General features: G+C 69.3%; 16 protein-coding genes and 1 pseudogene. 12 read left to right on the plus strand and 5 right to left on the minus strand.

All coding sequences use genetic code 11. From position 1 onward, the window contains the following. Positions 1-13: 13 nt before the first annotated feature. Positions 14-1534, minus strand: a complete 1521-nt coding sequence (locus KIH27_RS09820; protein ID WP_250149869.1) for a PE-PPE domain-containing protein — start codon at positions 1532-1534, stop codon at positions 14-16. 186 nt (positions 1535-1720) lie between these two features. On the opposite strand from KIH27_RS09820, the gene satS reads away from it, so the two are divergent. Together satS and KIH27_RS09830 are read left to right on the plus strand one after the other, a co-directional pair. Continuing rightward, positions 1721-2986, plus strand: a complete 1266-nt coding sequence (gene satS / locus KIH27_RS09825; protein WP_214092760.1) for a protein export chaperone SatS — start codon at positions 1721-1723, stop codon at positions 2984-2986. A 152-nt stretch (positions 2987-3138) separates the two neighbouring features. Continuing rightward, positions 3139-3699 (plus strand): LGFP repeat-containing protein, encoded by a 561-nt coding sequence (locus tag KIH27_RS09830; RefSeq protein ID WP_214092761.1) that lies wholly within the window; start codon positions 3139-3141, stop codon positions 3697-3699. A 133-nt stretch (positions 3700-3832) separates the two neighbouring features. Here KIH27_RS09830 and KIH27_RS09835 read toward each other — a convergent pair whose 3' ends face one another. Genes KIH27_RS09835 through KIH27_RS09845 form a run of 3 tightly spaced genes read right to left on the minus strand, consistent with a single transcriptional unit; the run spans position 3833 to position 6599 of the window. After that, positions 3833-4930 (minus strand): adenosine deaminase, encoded by a 1098-nt coding sequence (locus KIH27_RS09835; protein WP_214092762.1) that lies wholly within the window; start codon positions 4928-4930, stop codon positions 3833-3835. Next, complete coding sequence (locus KIH27_RS09840; protein ID WP_307856832.1) at positions 4927-6210, minus strand: thymidine phosphorylase; 1284 nt, start codon at positions 6208-6210, stop codon at positions 4927-4929. Before KIH27_RS09840 ends, KIH27_RS09835 begins: the two co-directional genes overlap by 4 nt. Beyond that, complete coding sequence (locus KIH27_RS09845) at positions 6207-6599, minus strand: cytidine deaminase (protein WP_214092764.1); 393 nt, start codon at positions 6597-6599, stop codon at positions 6207-6209. Before KIH27_RS09845 ends, KIH27_RS09840 begins: the two co-directional genes overlap by 4 nt. A 199-nt stretch (positions 6600-6798) precedes the next feature. On the opposite strand from KIH27_RS09845, the gene sdhC reads away from it, so the two are divergent. The 5 genes and pseudogenes from sdhC to KIH27_RS09870 form a co-directional block, all read left to right on the plus strand. Continuing rightward, positions 6799-7251, plus strand: coding sequence for a succinate dehydrogenase, cytochrome b556 subunit (gene sdhC / locus KIH27_RS09850; RefSeq protein ID WP_284144710.1), 453 nt, complete (start codon positions 6799-6801; stop codon positions 7249-7251). Next, positions 7248-7715: a succinate dehydrogenase hydrophobic membrane anchor subunit gene (locus KIH27_RS09855; protein WP_214092765.1), complete on the plus strand. Its 468-nt coding sequence runs from the start codon at positions 7248-7250 to the stop codon at positions 7713-7715. Before sdhC ends, KIH27_RS09855 begins: the two co-directional genes overlap by 4 nt. 36 nt (positions 7716-7751) lie before the next feature. Continuing rightward, positions 7752-9506 (plus strand): succinate dehydrogenase flavoprotein subunit, encoded by a 1755-nt coding sequence (sdhA, locus tag KIH27_RS09860; protein ID WP_214092766.1) that lies wholly within the window; start codon positions 7752-7754, stop codon positions 9504-9506. Positions 9507-9583: 77 nt separating this feature from the next. Continuing rightward, a complete protein-coding gene (locus KIH27_RS09865) occupies positions 9584-10378 on the plus strand; it encodes a succinate dehydrogenase iron-sulfur subunit (RefSeq protein WP_214092809.1) in 795 nt (264 codons plus the stop codon). Positions 10379-10498: 120 nt separating this feature from the next. Further along, positions 10499-11116: pseudogene (locus tag KIH27_RS09870) on the plus strand (carboxymuconolactone decarboxylase family protein); the annotation flags it as partial. A 43-nt stretch (positions 11117-11159) separates the two neighbouring features. Here KIH27_RS09870 and KIH27_RS09875 read toward each other — a convergent pair. Beyond that, a complete protein-coding gene (locus tag KIH27_RS09875) occupies positions 11160-12062 on the minus strand; it encodes a sigma-70 family RNA polymerase sigma factor (RefSeq protein ID WP_214092768.1) in 903 nt (300 codons plus the stop codon). 201 nt (positions 12063-12263) lie between these two features. Between KIH27_RS09875 and KIH27_RS09880 the strand changes: the two genes are divergently transcribed. The 5 genes from KIH27_RS09880 to nagA all read left to right on the plus strand — a co-directional run bounded on the left by KIH27_RS09880 (position 12264) and on the right by nagA (position 17596). Continuing rightward, entirely contained in the window at positions 12264-13256 is a 993-nt protein-coding gene (locus KIH27_RS09880) for an SMP-30/gluconolactonase/LRE family protein (RefSeq protein ID WP_214092769.1), read from the plus strand. A 164-nt stretch (positions 13257-13420) separates the two neighbouring features. Further along, complete coding sequence (locus KIH27_RS09885) at positions 13421-14644, plus strand: D-alanyl-D-alanine carboxypeptidase family protein (RefSeq protein WP_214092770.1); 1224 nt, start codon at positions 13421-13423, stop codon at positions 14642-14644. After that, positions 14641-15030: a DUF4345 domain-containing protein gene (locus KIH27_RS09890; RefSeq protein ID WP_214092771.1), complete on the plus strand. Its 390-nt coding sequence runs from the start codon at positions 14641-14643 to the stop codon at positions 15028-15030. The genes KIH27_RS09885 and KIH27_RS09890 overlap by 4 nt, the downstream gene beginning before the upstream one ends. 26 nt (positions 15031-15056) lie before the next feature. Beyond that, positions 15057-16472 (plus strand): sugar porter family MFS transporter, encoded by a 1416-nt coding sequence (locus KIH27_RS09895; protein ID WP_214092772.1) that lies wholly within the window; start codon positions 15057-15059, stop codon positions 16470-16472. Beyond that, positions 16463-17596, plus strand: coding sequence for an N-acetylglucosamine-6-phosphate deacetylase (gene nagA / locus KIH27_RS09900; RefSeq protein ID WP_214092773.1), 1134 nt, complete (start codon positions 16463-16465; stop codon positions 17594-17596). Before KIH27_RS09895 ends, nagA begins: the two co-directional genes overlap by 10 nt. Positions 17597-17621 lie beyond the last annotated feature (25 nt).

Below are 17621 nucleotides of genomic sequence, written 5' to 3' on the forward strand. Positions count from 1 at the left end.
GGGCCCGGAGAACTCAGGCCCCGAAGAAGTTGAACGCGTCGAAGCCGGCGCCGACCAGGCCGAGCAGGCCCTCCCCGGGGATCGCCGCGCCGGTCAGGATCGCGTCCGGCCCCAGGATGTCGCTGACGTTCAGCGAGGTGGCCAGATCGTTCCACCCGGTGAGCAGCAGGTGGTCGACCTGGTTGATCAGGTCGTAGCCGGTGATCACCTGCAGCGTGTCGATGATGCCGGTGATCGTGCTGATGTCACCGGCGCTCAGCGTGCCGCCGCTGGCGGCGGCCGCCACATCCGCCCAGGGGGCGACCAGGCTCTGGATCAGCGCGTTCTGCACGCCGGCCAGCATCTGCAGCGGATCCATCTTCTCGAACAGCCCGGTGACGCTCGACGCGTCGGACAGCTCACCGAGCGGCGTCATCGCCCACGGCCCGCCGGCCACCCCGAACTCCTGCTGGAACGGACTGCCCGCGATGTTGGCGCCGGCGGCGATCTTGAACATCCCGTTCACCTCGGGGTCGCCGGCGTTGCCGTAGCCCCAGTCGATGAACAGCCGCGCCCACGGCGAGAAGAAATCGCCGAAGAACTGCCCGGCGGTGCCGCCGTTGAACATGAACTGCAGGATCGGCAGGTTCTCCGGGATCATGTAGAAGTTGGCGTCGCCGATCGTGCCGATGTTGACCGCGCTGGCGAGTTCGTCGGGGGTGTAGCTGGGGTAGAACCCGTGCACGGTCTCGATGCCGATCAGTGCGTTGATGACGGCCAGGATGTTGGTCGGATCCTGCGGGAAGTTCGCCCAGCCGTCGTATTCGCCGGTGTAGATGTCGGTCGGGATGTGGTCGGTGGGGGTCGGCGCGAGGCCCACCGGGATGTTGACGAACGGGACGTGCTGCGGGGTGGGCGTCAGGCTGAAGTGCCCGACGCCGTCGGGGAACTGGAAGCGATCCAGAATCCCGCCGATCGGGTTGTTCGGGTCGCCGATCAGCACCAGGTGCAGGTTGCCCAGCTGGTCCATGGTCGGATACCCGGCCTTGCCGGCGTTGTCGATCAGGTTGTTCGCCTCGATGGTGGCGATCGTGGCGCTCTGCGAGTAGCCGAACACCGTGACGTTGTCGCCGGCGGTGAGCTGCGGCAGGATCGCGCCGTTGAGGTTGGCGACGCCCTGGTCCAGCGACTGGCCGAAGTTCAGTGGCGGCTGCCCGGGGATGCAGACGAACGGGCAGAACTGCTCGGGGGTGGTCAGCCCCTGGAAGTGGTACCCGTCGAACGTCGGCTGGCCGGCGAACAGCGGCGACGACGGCTGCAGGTAGCGGTCGAGCACCGCACCCAGGTAACCGCCGACGGTCGGGTCGGGCTGGCCGGTGCCGCTCATCACCCAGCCCTCGTCGGCGAGCAGCCGGATCTGCGCCATCAGCTGCTCGGCGAACCGTTCCGCGCCGACCATGACGGCCGACGTCAGCGCCGACGTCACCCCGAGCACGACCGCGCAGAGCAGTGATAGGGCCGCAACCCCCAGGGGACGAAGCCGCACAGCGATCATCGGGACCTCCCACCCGCGACGTTGTGCATCCTCTCACACAACATTCAGCACTGTGACCTTAAACACATTTCAGTGGTTCAGCCAATACCCGCCACGCGGAATTCTCCGATTCCGCTCGGTAAAACAGGTGCGGGTTGGCCGAATCCGGGTCCGGGGGCCGTCGGACGCATCGTTATTCTGTGCGCCATGGCTGCTGACCTCGTCCCGATCCGCCTCTCGGTGACCGCCGGTGACCGCTACACCCTGTGGGCGCCCCGGTGGCGCGACTCCGGGGACGAGTGGGAGGCGTTCCTCGGCAAGGGGGACGACCTCTACGGCTTCGACACCGCGGCCGAACTGGCCGGGTTCGTGCGGACCAACAGCGACAACGACCTGGCCGACCACCCCGGCTGGGAGCGGCTGACCCAGGCCAACGCCCACAAGCTGAACCCCACGAAGGATCACCGGTTCGACCTGATCGCGGTCGAGGAACTGCTGACCGGCAAGCCCACCAAGAAGTCGGTGCAGGCGCTGGCGTCGGCGATGGAGATCGTGTCGTCGATCGGCACGGTCTGCGATCTGACCCCGGTGACGAAGTTCTTCAACGGCAACCCCAACCTGGGCACCCTGGCCGGCGGGGTGGAGAACTTCAGCGGTCGCGCCGGCCGCAAGCGGTGGACGGCGATCGCCGACGTCATCGGGCACAACTGGGACGGCGTGCTGGCCGCGATCGAGGGCGTGCTGGCCACCCCCGACGTCGACGCCGCCGCGGCGGCCCGGGCCGCCGACGAACTCGTCGAGCCCGCGCCGGAGGAGACGGAACCGGAGACCGCCGAGGACTCGGAGGCCTCAGAGAACACAGCGACCGCGTCGGCCGAGGCCGGCGACGACCACACCGCCGGCGACCGGCTGGTGCTCGGCGGCGACGCCGACTTCTGGAGCAAGGTCGGCATCGACCCGATCCGGATCATGACCGACAGCGGGACGTTCTTCACACTGCGCTGCTACCTGGGCGACCAGCCGGTCTTCCTGGGCCGCAACGGCCGGATCAGCGTGTTCGGCTCCGAGCGCGCCCTGGCCCGGTACCTGGCCGACGAGCACGACCACGACCTGTCCGACCTGAGCACCTACGACGACATCCGCACCGCCGCCACCGACGGGTCGCTGGCCATCGACATCACCGACGACAACGTCTACGTGCTGTCCGGGCTCGACGACGACCTGACCGACGGCCCCGACGCGGTGGATCGCGAACAGCTGGAGCTGGCGGTCGAGTTCTTGCAGGACGTCGGCACCTACGCCGAGGACGGCATCGTCGAGAAGACCCTGCAGTCCGACCAGCCGCTGGGCAAGCTGGTGGCCTACGTGCTCGACCCGGAGTCCAACTCCGAACCGCAGCGGCCGTTCGCGCCCGCCGTCAAGGGCTGGGAACAGCTTGAGCAGTTCGTGCAGTCGAGGTTGCGACGCGAATAATCCGCTCCGGACCGCGCTTCAACAATTCACTGCGATTACCGGACATTTGCGTGATTTCATTGCCGGGCAGACGTAACCCAGATAACATCTGGCCGGATAACATCTGGCCGGGCCGTGTGGGTTGCGCGCCCTCCACCTCGAAAGGACTACATATGCGTAAGGCAACGCAGCGAGCCGCAGCGGTCTCCGCGGCAGTAGTGGGGATCGCCCTCATCGGCACAGGATGCAGCGCTACCAAGGAGAAGGCCGACGAGGCGCTGAGCTCGGCCAGTTCGGTGGCATCGTCCGCCAGTTCGGTGATCTCCTCCGCGGTCAGCAAGCCGGAGGAGGGCGAAGCTGCCAGCTCCACCGAGATGACCGGTGCGGACGGCAAGGAGTACACCGTCGCCGGCCCGATCCTGGCCAAGCTCGACTCCCTGGACGCCACCGCCAAGCAGGACCTGGGTGAGCCGACCGGCAACGAGCAGAAGAACCCTGACGGCGGCGTCTACCAGCAGTTCGACGGCGGCGTGATCGTGCACACCACCCGGTCCTACGTGGTGTGGGGCAAGATCCGCGACAAGTGGAACGAGCTGGGCGGCTCGCAGGGCAAGCTCGGATACCCGACCAGCGACGAGACCACCGCTGCTGACGGCGTCAAGCAGACCACCTTCGAGCACGGCATCGTCACCTGGAAGCCGGGCGACGCCGAGGCCACGGTCGTCGAGCACTGATCTAAGGCCGAAAGCCGGGTAACCGCGGTGCGGTTGCCCGGCTTTCGACGTTTTCGCCACAACCCTTTCCCACGGCCGGGCACAGTTGTCCGGCCTTTCCTGGGCGAATGCCGACCAACTGTGCACGCTCGCGTTATGCCGGACGCTCCAGTTCCGCGTAACGCGGTTTGATCACCTCTTCAATGATCTCCACTCGCTGATCGAATCCGATGAACGCCGACTTCATCGCATTGACCGTGAACCGCCGCAGATCATTCCAGCCATAGCCGAACGTCTCGGCCAGCACCAGCATCTCCTTGCTCATCGAGGTGTTGCTCATCAGCCGATTGTCGGTGTTCACCGTCACCCGGAACCGGGCCCGGGACAGCAGATCGAACGGGTGCTCGGCGATGCTGCGCACAGCGCCGGTCTGCACGTTCGAACTGGGGCAGAGTTCCAGCGGAATCCGCTTGTCCCGCAGGATCGCCGCCAGCCGGCCCAACCGCAGGCTGCCGCCGTCCGGGTCCACTGCGATGTCGTCGGCGATGCGCACCCCGTGCCCGAGTCGGTCGGCGCCGCAGAACGCGACCGCCTCATGAATCGACGGCAGCCCGAACGCCTCACCGGCGTGAATGGTGAACCGGGCGTTGTTGTCACGCATGTACTCGAAGGCGTCCAGGTGCCGGCTGGGCGGGAACCCGGCCTCGGCGCCGGCGATGTCGAACCCCACCACCCCGAGGTCCCGGAACCGGATCGCCAGTTCGGCGATCTCCCGGGACAGCGCGGCGTGCCGCATCGCGGTGACCAGGCAGCGCACCACGATGGGCCGCCCGGCGGCGGCGGCCGCCCGCTCCCCGTCGGCGAACCCCGCCAGCACCGCCTCGACCACCTCGTCGAACGACAGTCCGCGTTCGATGTGCAGTTCCGGGGCGAACCGGACCTCGGCGTAGACCACCGAGTCGGCGGCCAGGTCTTCCACGCATTCGACGGCGACCCGGTGCAGCGCCTCGGGGGTCTGCATCACCGCGACGGTGTGGCTGAACGGCTCCAGGTAGCGCTCCAGCGACCCGCTGTGCGTCTGGGTGTGGAACCAGCGCGCCAGGGTGTCGGCGTCGGTGGCCGGCAGCCCGTCGTAGCCGATCTGCCCGGCGATGTCCAAGACGGTGGCCGGCCGCAGCCCGCCGTCCAGGTGATCGTGCAGCAGCGCCTTGGGTGCGCGGCGGATCTGCTCCAGGGTGATCGGGGTGCTCATCGGCCGATCCGCTCGATCACCAGCGGCCGGGTGGCCGGTGCCTCGGTGACGACGGCGTAGCCGCCGTCGAGTTCGGCCAGCGCCGGACCGAAGCGTGCCGGTGTGTCGGTGTAGAGGGTGAACAGCGGCTCCCCGGCGGTCACCGGTTCACCGGGTCGCCGGTGGATCCGCACCCCGGCCCCGGCCTGCACCGGTTCCCCGGGCCGGGACCTGCCCGCGCCCAACCGCCACGCCGTCATTGCCACCGCCATCGCGTCGATGTCCCCCATTGTGCCGCCCCGGGACGCGGTCACGGTCTCCGAACACGCGGCCACCGGCAGGCCGGCGGTCAGGTCACCGTCCTGCGCGGCGATCAGCGCGGCGAACCGGTCCATCGCGGTGCCGTCGCGCAGCGTGGCCGCCGGGTCGACGCCGTCGAGGCCGGCCAGCGCCAGCATCTCCGCCGCCAGGGTCAGGGTCAGCTCGACCACGTCGGCCGGCCCGCCGCCGGCTAGCACGGCCAGGGACTCCTCCACCTCCAGTGCGTTGCCGACGGTGCCGCCCAGCGGGCCGTTCATGTCGGTGAGCAGGGCGCGGGTCGGCACGCCGTGTGCCGCCCCGAGTTCGATCATGATCCGGGCCAGCTCACCGGCCTGCGCGGCGGACTTCATGAACGCCCCGGCGCCCACCTTCACATCGAGCATCAGGGCCCCGGCGCCCTCCGCCAGCTTCTTACTCATCACCGAGCTGGCGATCAGTGGCAGCGAGTCGACGGTGGCGGTGATGTCTCGCAGCGCATACAGCCGGGCGTCGGCCGGGGCCAGCGCGCCGGCCGCGAAGATCGCGGCGCCGACGTCGTCGAGCTGGGCCCGGATCCGCTCCCTGGACAGCGTCGCGGTGAACCCGGCGATCGACTCCAGCTTGTCCAGGGTGCCGCCGGTGTGGCCGAGTCCGCGCCCGGAGGCCTGCGGCACGGCAGCGCCGCACGCGGCGACGACCGCGACCAGCGGCAGCGTGATCTTGTCACCGACCCCGCCGGTGGAGTGCTTGTCCACGGTGGGGCGACCCAGATCCGCGAAGTCGTAGCACTCCCCGGAGGCGACCATCGCCGCCGTCCAGCGGGCCGTCTCCGCCGGGTCCATGCCGCGCAGGAAGATCGCCATCAGCAGCGCCGCCATCTGCTCCTCGGCGACGATCCCGGCGGTGTAGGCGTCGATCAGCCAGTCGATCGCGGCGTCGTCGAGCCGGCCCCCGTCGCGCTTGAGCCGGATCAGGGTCGGGGCGTCGAAGGCGGGCGTCACGGCAGCGCCTCCGGGCCGAAGGCGTCCGGCAGCAGCTCGCCCAGCGGGCGCGGACTCACCGGGTGGTCGATCAGCAGCTCCGGCCCGCCGTGTTCGAGCAGCACCTGCCGGCATCGGCCGCACGGCATCAGTGGGTTCCCAGTGCTGTCACAGCAACTCAGCGCGACCAGCCGGCCGCCCCCTGCGGCGTGCAGCGCGGACACCACCCCGCACTCCGCGCACAGGCCGAGCCCATATGAGACATTTTCCACATTGCAGCCGGTGAGCACCGCGCCGTCGGCGGTCAGCGCGGCCGCCCCCACCAGCAGCCGGGAATACGGCGCGTAACCGTGCTGAGCGACATCAATTGCCTTGCGCCGCAGCAGATTCCAATCAACATCGACGGGCACGTCAATCGCGCCCAGGTTGCTTCGAGCGCATCGCGCCACCCCGTCCGTCCGTCGTCAATCGTCGGAATCCACCCTAACTTCGCCGACCGCTACTCATCGGTAACCGCAATGTGGTCATTACGGACCTGTGGATGGGTTTAGAGTCCATTCGAGGGTTTTTTGTTCGACGGTAATCACAGCGATGGCGTTGGAGGCGCTGATGACGGCGACATCCGCCGATGCGACCGGATCGCCCGGGAAGCAGGCCGCACGGCCGCGACCCCGGCGACAGAGTCTGTACAAGGGCGATCCCGGGATGTGGGCGTTCGCCCTGCACCGGATCACCGGCGCGACGATTTTCTTCTTCCTGTTCGTGCATGTGCTCGACACCGCCCTGGTGCGGGTCAGCCCGGAGGCCTACACCGAGGTCATCGCGACCTACAAGACCCCGATCGTCGGGCTGATGGAACTCGGCCTGGTGGCCGCGGTGCTCTTCCACGGCCTCAACGGCGTCCGGGTCATCCTGATCGACTTCTGGTGGCTGGGCTGCAAGTACCAGCGGCAGATGTTCTGGGCGGTCGGCGCGATCTGGCTGGTCGTGATGGTCCCGGTCGTGGTTCGGATCGGCATGCACATGGCGGAACGTTTCGGGTGGATTGGACACGGTCTATGAGCACACCTGACCTGCAACTCGGCCGGGGCGACCGCGCGCCGATCATGGCCCCCGACCGCGACCGGCCGGCCAACCTGGGCAACCCGCGCTCGCCGCACCGGCACTCCGGGATGCCCAACTTCGAGAAGTACACCTGGCTGTTCATGCGGTTCTCCGGAGCCGTGCTGATCTTCCTGGTGCTCGGTCACCTGTTCATCATGCTGATGTGGCAGAACGGTGTGTACCGGATCGACTTCAACTACGTCGCGGAGCGCTGGCGCTCGCCGTTCTGGCAGATCTGGGATCTGACCCTGCTCTGGCTCGCGGAGCTGCACGGCGGCAACGGCCTGCGCACGATCATCGGGGACTACACCCGCAGCGACCGCAGCCGGTTCTGGCTGCTGAGCCTGCTGCTGATCTCGATGATCTTCACGCTCGGCATCGGCACGTACGTGCTGCTGAGCTTCGACGCAAACATCTCTTGACAGTCCAAATCTCGGTAGCGAACAGGTGATATCGCGGTGATTCAGGAACATCGATACGACGTGGTGATCGTCGGCGCCGGCGGTGCCGGGATGCGTGCCGCCGTCGAGGCTGCGCCGCGGGCACGCACCGCGGTGCTGACCAAGCTCTACCCCACCCGCAGCCACACCGGCGCGGCCCAGGGCGGCATGTGCGCCGCGCTGGCCAACGTCGAGGACGACAACTGGGAGTGGCACGCCTTCGACACCGTCAAGGGCGGCGACTACCTCGCCGACCAGGACGCGGTGGAGATCATGGCCAAGGAGGCCATCGACGCGGTGCTGGACCTGGAGAACATGGGCATGCCGTTCTCCCGGACGCCGGAGGGCCGCATCGACCAGCGGCGGTTCGGCGGCCACACCCGCGACCACGGCAAGGCCCCGGTGCGCCGGTCCTGCTACGCCGCGGACCGCACCGGCCACATGATCCTGCAGACGCTGTACCAAAACTGCGTCAAGCACGACGTCGAGTTCTTCAACGAGTTCTACGTCCTGGACCTCTGCCTCACCGACACGCCGACCGGCCCGGTCGCGACCGGCGTCGTCGCCTACGAGCTGGCCACCGGTGCGATCCACGTCTTCCACGCCAAGGCCATCGTGCTGGCCACCGGCGGGTCAGGCCGGATGTACAAGACCACCTCCAACGCCCACACCCTCACCGGTGACGGCATGGGCGTGGTGTTCCGCAAGGGCCTGCCGCTGGAGGACATGGAGTTCCACCAGTTCCACCCGACCGGCCTGGCCGGCCTGGGCATCCTGATCTCGGAGGCCGTGCGCGGCGAGGGCGGCCGGTTGCTCAACGCCGACGGCGAGCGGTTCATGGAGCGCTACGCCCCGACGATCGTCGACCTGGCCCCGCGTGACATCGTCGCCCGCTCGATGGTGCTCGAGGTGCTGGAGGGCCGCGGCGCCGGCCCGAACAAGGACTACGTCTACATCGACGTGCGTCACCTCGGCGCGGACGTGCTGGAGGCGAAGCTGCCCGACATCACCGAGTTCGCCCGCACCTACCTGGGCGTGGACCCGGTCAAGGAGCTGGTGCCGGTCTACCCGACCTGCCACTACGTGATGGGTGGTATCCCGACCACGATCACCGGGCAGGTGCTGCGCGACAACACCAACACGGTGCCGGGCCTGTACGCGGCCGGCGAATGCGCCTGCGTGTCGGTGCACGGCGCCAACCGGCTGGGCACCAACTCGCTGCTGGACATCAACGTGTTCGGTCGCCGGGCCGGGATCGCCGCCGCCGAGTACGCCAACAACCACGAGTTCGTGGAGATGCCGGAGAACCCCTCCGACATGGTGGTCAACTGGGTCGGCGCCATCCTCTCCGAGCACGGCAACGAGCGGGTCGCCGACATCCGCACCGCGCTGCAGCAGACGATGGACAACAACGCCGCCGTCTTCCGCACCGAGGACACCCTCAAGCAGGCGCTCAAGGACGTGCAGGCGCTCAAGGAGCGGTACTCGCGGATCACCGTGCACGACAAGGGCAAACGCTTCAACTCCGACCTGCTGGAGGCCATCGAGCTGGGCTTCCTGCTGGAACTCGCCGAGGTCACCGTCGTCGGCGCACTGAACCGTAAGGAGTCCCGCGGCGGGCACGCCCGCGAGGACTACCCGAACCGTGATGACGTCAACTACATGCGTCACACGATGGCCTACAAAGAGGGCCACGAACTGCTGAGCGACATCCGGCTGGACTGGAAGCCGGTCGTTCAGACCCGCTACGAGCCGAAGGAACGGAAGTACTGATGGCTGACTCGAACGACTCCGGGTGCTGCGGCTCGGACGGCGGATGCTGCTCGTCGGGCCCGTCCGGCCCGGTGCCGATCGCGCTGGTCGAAGGACCGCCCGCCGGTGACCCGCCACTGCCCCCGGTGCCCGAGGGCGCGCACATGGTCACCCTGCGCATCCAGCGCTACAACCCGGAGAACCCCGACCAGTACGCCGCGACCGACGGCTGGCAGAGCTTCCGGGTGCCGGCGCTGCCCACCGACCGGCTGCTGAACCTGCTGATCTACGTGAAGAGCTATCTGGACGGGACGCTGACGTTCCGCCGGTCCTGCGCCCACGGCGTGTGCGGCTCGGACGGCGTGCGGGTCAACGGCAACAACAAGCTGGCCTGCAAGATGCTGATGCGCGACATCCTGCCGAAGAAGCCGGGTGGCAAAGAACTGACCATCAACATCGAGCCGATGCGCGGCCTGCCGGTGGAAAAAGACCTCGTGGTCAACATGGAACCGTTCATGGACGCCTACAAGGCGATCAAGCCGTACCTGATCACCAGTGGCAACCCGCCCACCAAGGAGCGCATCCAGAGCCAGGAGGACCGGCTGCGCTACGACGACACCACCAAGTGCATCCTGTGCGGCATCTGCACCACCAGCTGCCCGGTGTACTGGAGCGAGGGCTCGTACTTCGGTCCGGCGGCGATCGTCAACGCGCACCGGTTCATCTTCGACTCGCGTGACGAGGGCGCCGCCGAGCGGTTGGACATCCTCAACGAGGTCGACGGGGTGTGGCGCTGCCGCACCACGTTCAACTGCACCGACGCGTGCCCGCGTGGCATCCAGATCACCAAGGCGATCCAGGAGGTGAAGCGGGCGCTGATGTTCGCCCGCTGATCCCCTTCTCGTTTTCCGTTGGCGCCGAGCGTGAACCCCGGTTCACGCTCGGCGTTCGGCGTTCCCCGGTCTTCACGTTGGGCTGAGCAATCAGCGAGATCTGGCCCGCAAGCCGATCTGTCACACGATCGCGGGCTGCCTCGTCTAACGGTTATGACCACAAAACCGCGCATCGAACCCTTGCCCCCGAAACGCACCAACCTGTTGGTGCGCGCTATGTACCGCTACGCCAAGCGCCGCTTCGGCGAGGTACCCGAGCCGTTCACCGTCACCGCACATCACCCGCGGCTGCTGGTGGCCAATGCCGTGCACGAAGGGCTGCTGCAATCCGCGTCGCGCAAGCTGCCGGCCGGCGTGCGCGACCTGGCGGTGTTCTGGACCGCCCGCACCATCGGCTGCTCCTGGTGTGTGGACTTCGGGTCGATGCTGCAACGCCTGGAAGGCATGGACATCGACCGCCTCCAGCGCATCGACGATTACGCCACCTCACCGCGTTTCAGCGACGACGAACGGGCCGCGATCGCCTACGCCGACGCGATGACCACAGACCCACACACCATCACCGACCAGCAGGTGGCCGACCTACGGCAAAGGTTCGGCGACGACGGCGTCATCGAGCTGACGTATCAGATCGGGATCGAGAACATGCGGGCCCGGATGTACTCGGCGCTGGGCATCACCGAGCAGGGCTTCAACTCCGAGGACGCCTGCCGGGTGCCGTGGGCGGCTGACGGCTGACTAGGCCCGCGGGCCCGGGGGTACCTTGCCGCAGGCTCAAGCGTCAGCGTGCGTCCCGCAGCGGAGTGCCGCGGAACTTGTCCGGGTTGGCGATGTCCCAAACGGCATAGACCAATCCGTCGCGCACCGTCATCGCGGTGATCCGCGGCATCAGCTCGGCAAACTCGTCGACCGCCGGCGCGCCAGCCGTGTAAGCGCCGAGTTCACCGTTGACCAGCGCCAGCTGCTGAGCACCCCACAGGGCCGGGCCGTACCGGCGCGCCAGACCGAACAGGAACCGGGCCACCTGCTGGGGGCCGTGAATGACCCGCGCCGCGGTCGGAGCCCGACGGTTGGAGTCGCCGGTGAACGTCACCTCGGGGTGCAGCAGTTCCACCACCGCGTCAAGGTCACCGGCAGCCATGGCCGCCATCAGGGTGCCGACCACTTCAGCGTGGCCCGGATCCGGTTGCGGCGCAGGATCAGCCCTGACGGCTTTGCGGGCCCGCGACGCGAGCTGTCGGGCGGCGGCCGCGGTGGTGCCCAGTGTTGCGGCCACGTCATCGAACGGCACCGCGAACCCGTCGTGCAGCACGAACGCCACCCGCTGATCCGGGGTCAGCCGGTCGAGCACCACCATGGCGGCGAACCGGGCATCTTCACCGGCCACCACCGCCGACAACGGATCGTCGTCGCCGAACCCGGTCACTACCGGCTCCGGAAGCCATTGCCCCACATAGGATTCCCGCCGCCGCGGGGCTGACCGCAGCCGGTCCAGACCGAGTCGGCTGACCACCGTCGTCAACCAGGCCCGCAGATCGGTGATCTGATCGCGTTCGGCGGCGTCGAAGCGCAGCCACGCCTCCTGCACGATGTCCTCTGCGTCGGCGAACATCCCGGTGAGCCGGTAGGCCACCGCCAGGAGGTGGGGCCGCAGCGCCTCGAAATCCTCCACTGCGGCGGTCATGCGGACCAGCCTAGGCGCGGAGGCCACTCAGTCCGGCGCCCCGGTGCCGGGCCGCAGCCCCAGCAGGAATAGGAAGACGCCGTGCCACAACAACGCCCGGCCCTTGTCGCCACTCAACATCGGCCGATGAGTAGACGCTGGCAACACCGCGAGACGGCGGAACGCGGCAATCGGCATGGCACTGGCCCTAAAGTCGCCAAGATGAGCCGCAAGCCATCGATCGACCCGGTCCGCTGGCAACCGCCACCGTCGCAGCCGCTGCCCGCACCGGATCCGGCCCCGCCGTTGACCGTCGTCGACATTCCTGGCACCGCACCCGAAGACGTCGTCGTCGACGCGTCGGGCACCGTGTACACCGGCGTCGAGGACGGGCGGATCATCGCGGTCGGCACCGATTCGGTGCCGCGGGTGGTCGCCGACACCGGCGGACGGCCGCTGGGACTGGCCTTCACCCGCGACGGCCGGCTGCTGATCTGCGACAGCCACCGCGGGCTGCTGCGCTGCGACGTCACCACCGGCTCGATCGAGACGCTGGTCGACCGGGTGGCCGGACGAGCGTTGACGTTCTGCTCGAACGCCGTCGAATCCTCCGACGGCACAATCTATTTCACCGAATCCACGAGTCGCTTCCACTACGAGCACTACAAGGCGTCGGTGGTCGAAGCACGCGGCAGCGGGTCGCTGATGCGGCGGGATCCCGACGGTCAGGTGAGTGTGCTCGCCTCGGGCCTGCACTTCGCCAACGGCGTCACGCTGACCGCCGACGAATCCGCGGTGGTGTTCGCCGAGTCCACCGGTTGCCGGCTGTCCAAGTACTGGCTGACCGGGCCGCACGCCGGCAGCGTCACCGACCTGGTCACCGGCCTGCCCGGCTATCCCGACAACATCTCCACCGGGCGCGACGGCCGCATCTGGGTGGCGCTGGTGTCCGATCGCAACGCGCTGAGCGAGTGGCTGAGCCCGCGCGCACCGGTGCTGCGCCGACTGCTGTGGCGACTACTCCCCTATGCGTGGCTGCCGAACCCGAAGTCGGTGGCGTGGGTGGCCGGGTTCGACGCCGACGACGGCCGGGTGCTGACCCAGTTCCGCACGGTCGACCCGCGCTTCGGGCTGGCCACCGGCGTGGTCGAGACCGACGGACGGCTATGGCTGGGCCGGATCGCCGGACCGGGGCTGGCCTACTTCCAGCTGTAAGCCCGCGTCCCGCTTCCCCGCGACCGTGCAGAGTTCACCGGCATTCCCCCAGGTGAGCCCGGTGAACTCTGCACGGTCGCGAGGGACGTCGGGTAACTTCTGACCCATCAGTAACAGCGTGGCTCCCCCGATTCCGTGCCGGTATTACCTACCCTCGACACACGATGTCTTTCCTACGCGCGACGTCAGCCCTGGTAGCGACTGGCTTCCTGGTGACCGGCACCCCGCTGGCCGCGGCCGAGCCGACCCCCGGCCTCAACGCGGGACCGGTCGGCTGCCCGTATCAGGTGTTCACCCCGCCGGCCGTCGACACCTCAGAGGTGCCCGAGGCCGGTGATCCGCCGCTGCCGCTGCCGGTCCCGACGACCCCGGTCGGCGGCGCGGCCCTGGCCGGCTGCGGCATCACCACCGCACCCGGCACACCACCGGTGCCCGGTGACGTCTCCGCCGAGGCCTGGCTGGTCGCCGACCTGGACAGCGGCGCGGTGATCGCCGCCCGCGACCCGCACGGCCGGCATCGGCCCGCCAGCATCATCAAGGTGCTGACCGCGATGACCTCACTCAACGAACTGGACCCGGGCCGCGTCGTCGCCGGCACCCAGGAGGACGCCAACGCCGAGGGCACCAAGGTGGGCGTCGCGCCCGGCGGGAACTACACCGTCAACCAGTTGCTGCACGGGCTGCTGATGGGCTCCGGCAACGATGCCGCGCACGCCCTGGCCGGCCAGTTGGGCGGCATGGACGTGGCACTGCACAAGATCAACACCCTGGCCCGGCAGCTCGGCGGCCGAGACACCCGGGTGGCCACCCCGTCCGGGCTGGACGGCCCCGGCATGAGCACGTCGGCCTACGACATCGGCCTGTTCTACCGGTACGCGTGGGCCAACCCGGCGTTCGCCGACATCGTCGCCACCCGCACCTTCGACTTCCCCGGCCACGGTGACGCTCCCGGCTACCTGCTGGAGAACGACAACCAGCTGCTGTCGAACTACCCGGGCGCACTCGGCGGCAAGACCGGCTACACCGACGACGCCGGCCAGACGTTCGTCGGCGCCGCGAACCGCGACGGGCGCCGGCTGGTGGCGGTGCTGCTGCACGGCACCCGCCAGCCGATCGCGCCCTGGCAGCAGGCCGCGCACCTGCTCGACTACGGCTACGCCACCCCGCCGGGCACCCAGATCGGGTCGCTGATCGAACCCGACCCCGCGCTGATCACGCCGCGTCAGGCCGCGGCCCAGGCGAACCCGCAGGCCATGTCGCTGGTGCCGCGCGACGACACGGTGCCGGTACGGGTCGGCGTCGGCATCATCGGGACGATCATCGTGTTCGCGCTCATCATGGGCGCGCGGGTGGTGAATCGCCGCCCGGGTCGCGGATCGACTTGGTGAAGGCGCTGCGGGTCTTCGGTTGGCTGACCGGTCTGCTGCTGATCGGGCTGGGCATCGCCCGGATGGCGTTCGGCCTGGACTCCATTCCCGACGGCCAGGAGGTCAACGCGACCGTCGACAGCGAGAGCCGGGCGGCCGGGGCGCTGCTGATCGGGTACGGCATCGGCTATCTGGAGGCGTTTCGACGGACCCCGATCCCGGCCGGGGCGGTGCGACTGCTCGCCGGGACCATGGCGCTGATCGGGGTGTCCCGGCTGATCTCGATGACCAACACCGGCATGCCGCACCCGGCGGCGACCGCGGCCTGCGTCGTCGAGTTCATCGCCGCCGGGCTGACCTACTGGTACGCCACCATGACCGAGCAGCAGGTCACCGGCGCCCGCTAGGCGGGCGATCCCCTACGGTGGACAGGATGGGCCGAATCGCCGAACTGCGCCGATTCCCGCCGCTGGCGCTGCTGGTCGGCGTCACGGCCGCCAGTGTCGGCATCATCTACGGCTACGACCTGTCCAACATCGCCGGGGCGCTGCTGTTCATCGAGGACGAGTTCGGGCTGACCGCCGGCCAGCAGGAGTTGGTGACGACGGCGACGGTGCTCGGCGAGATCGCCGGCGCGGTCGCCGCGGGCTGGCTGGCCAACGCGATCGGGCGCAAGAGGTCGATGCTGGCGGTGGCGGTCTGCTACGCGGTGTTCGCGCTGCTGGGAGCGGTGTCGACGTCGGTGGGCATGCTGACGGTGGCGCGTCTGCTGCTGGGCGTAACCATCGGGGTGTCGGTGGTGGTGGTGCCGGTGTTCGTGGCGGAGTCGGCACCGGCGCGGGCCCGCGGCGCCCTGCTGGTCAGCTACGGCGTGGCCACGGTCATCGGGATCATCGCCGGGTACCTGATCGCGTATCTGCTTGCCGGCCAGGGTAATTGGCGGGCGATGCTGGGCCTGGCGGCGGTGCCGGCTGTGCTGGTCACGCTGCTGCTGGCGCGCATCCCCGACACCGCACGCTGGTACGTGCTCAAGGGACGCCTGGATGACGCCCGCCGCACGCTGCGACTGGTGGAACCGGACGTCGACGCCGATGCGGAACTGGCCGAGATCAGCCGGACGTTGCGCGAGGAGCGCCACGGCGGTGTCGGTGTGCTGCGTGAGATGCTGCGTCCGCCGTATCTGCGGGCGACGCTGTTCGTGGTGGCGCTCGGCTTCTTCATCCAGATCACCGGCATCAACGCGATCGTCTACTACAGCCCGCGACTGTTCGAGATGATGGGTTTCACCGGTGATTTCGCACTGCTGGTGCTGCCCGCCCTGATCCAGGTCGCCGCACTGGCCGCGATGGTGGTGTCGCTGCTGCTGATCGACCGGGTGGGCCGGCGACCGATCCTGCTGTCCGGGATCGCGGCGATGGTCGCCGCCAATGCGCTGCTGATCGCGGTGTTCGCCGCCGGCGACGTGTTCGGTGGGGCGTTGGCCGCGCTGAAATTCGGTGGCGTGCTGCTGTTCACGGTCGGCTACACGTTCGGGTTCGGCTCGCTGGTGTGGGTGTACGCCGGGGAGGCGCTACCCGCCCGACTGCGTTCGATGGGCTCCTCGGCGATGCTCACCTCCGATCTGGTGGCCAATGCCGTTGTCGCCGCGGTGTTCCTGACGATGCTCACCGCCCTGGGCGGTGCCGGCACGTTCGCGGTGTTCGGCGCGCTGGCGGTGCTCAGCTTCGGGTTCGTCTACCGCTACGCCCCGGAGACCAAGGGCCGCCAACTGGAGGACATCCGGCACTTCTGGGAGAACGACGGCCACTGGCCCGAGGACACGGCGCCCGCGGAGCCGTCATGCCGCTGATCGCCGCCGAGGCGGTGGTGCTCGACGGCCGGGTCGCCCGGCCCGGCTGGGTGGCCGTCGACGGCGCCCGGATCACCGACTGCGGCGACGGCGCCCCACCGCAGCCCGCCGACAGTGACTTCCCGGCGGGCACGGTGGTGCCGGGCTTCGTCGACATACACGCGCACGGCGGTGGCGGGGCCTCCTACGCCGACGACCCGGTGCGCGCCGCGGAGTTGCACCGCGTCCACGGCACCACCGGCGGGCTGGCCAGCCTGGTCAGCGCCGCACCGGAGGTGCTGCTGGCGCAGGTGCGCGCCCTGGCCGACGCCACCCACGCCGGGGTGTTGGACGGCATCCACCTGGAGGGGCCGTGGCTGAGTGGATCGCAGTGCGGCGCACACGATCCCGCGGTGCTGCGCGACCCCGATCCGGGCGAGATCGACGCGCTGCTGACCGCGGGCGGCGGGACGATCCGGATGGTGACCCTGGCACCGGAACGGCCCGGTGGGATCGCGGCGATCCGCCGGCTCGTCGACGCCGGAGTGATTGTGGCCGTGGGCCATACCGACGCCGACTATGCGGTGACCCGGGCGGCGGTCGACGCCGGGGCGACGGTCGCAACGCATCTGTTCAACGCGATGCGGGGCCTGCATCACCGTGAGCCCGGCCCGGTGCTGGCACTGCTCGACGATCCGCGGGTGACGCTGGAGCTCATCGCCGACGGCGTGCATCTGCATCCGGCGCTGGTCCGCCACGTCATCGACACCGCCGGGCCGGATCGGGTCGCGCTGGTCACCGACGCGATGGCCGCCGCCGGGGCCGGCGACGGCGGGTACCGGCTGGGCGGCCTGGACGTCGACGTGACCGGCGGGGTGGCGCGGGTGCGCGGCACGCAGACGATCGCCGGCAGCACCGCGACCATGGACGCACTGTTCCGTGCGGTGCTCACCGGCCCCGCCGACCCCACCGACGATGCCGCGCTGCTGGCCGCCGTCCAGCTGACCGCGACCACCCCGGCGCGGGCCGTCGGGATCTCCCGCGCCGGTGCGATCGCCGCCGGTCGCGACGCCGACCTGGTGGTGCTCGACCGCGAGCTGCGGGTCCATGCGGTGCTGCGCGGCGGGGCGTGGCTGGGCGGCTGATTGTCGGCTACCCGGGTCGGACCTC

Source organism: Mycolicibacter acidiphilus (assembly GCF_018455725.1).
In the GTDB taxonomy this organism is placed as follows: domain Bacteria; phylum Actinomycetota; class Actinomycetes; order Mycobacteriales; family Mycobacteriaceae; genus Mycobacterium; species Mycobacterium acidiphilum.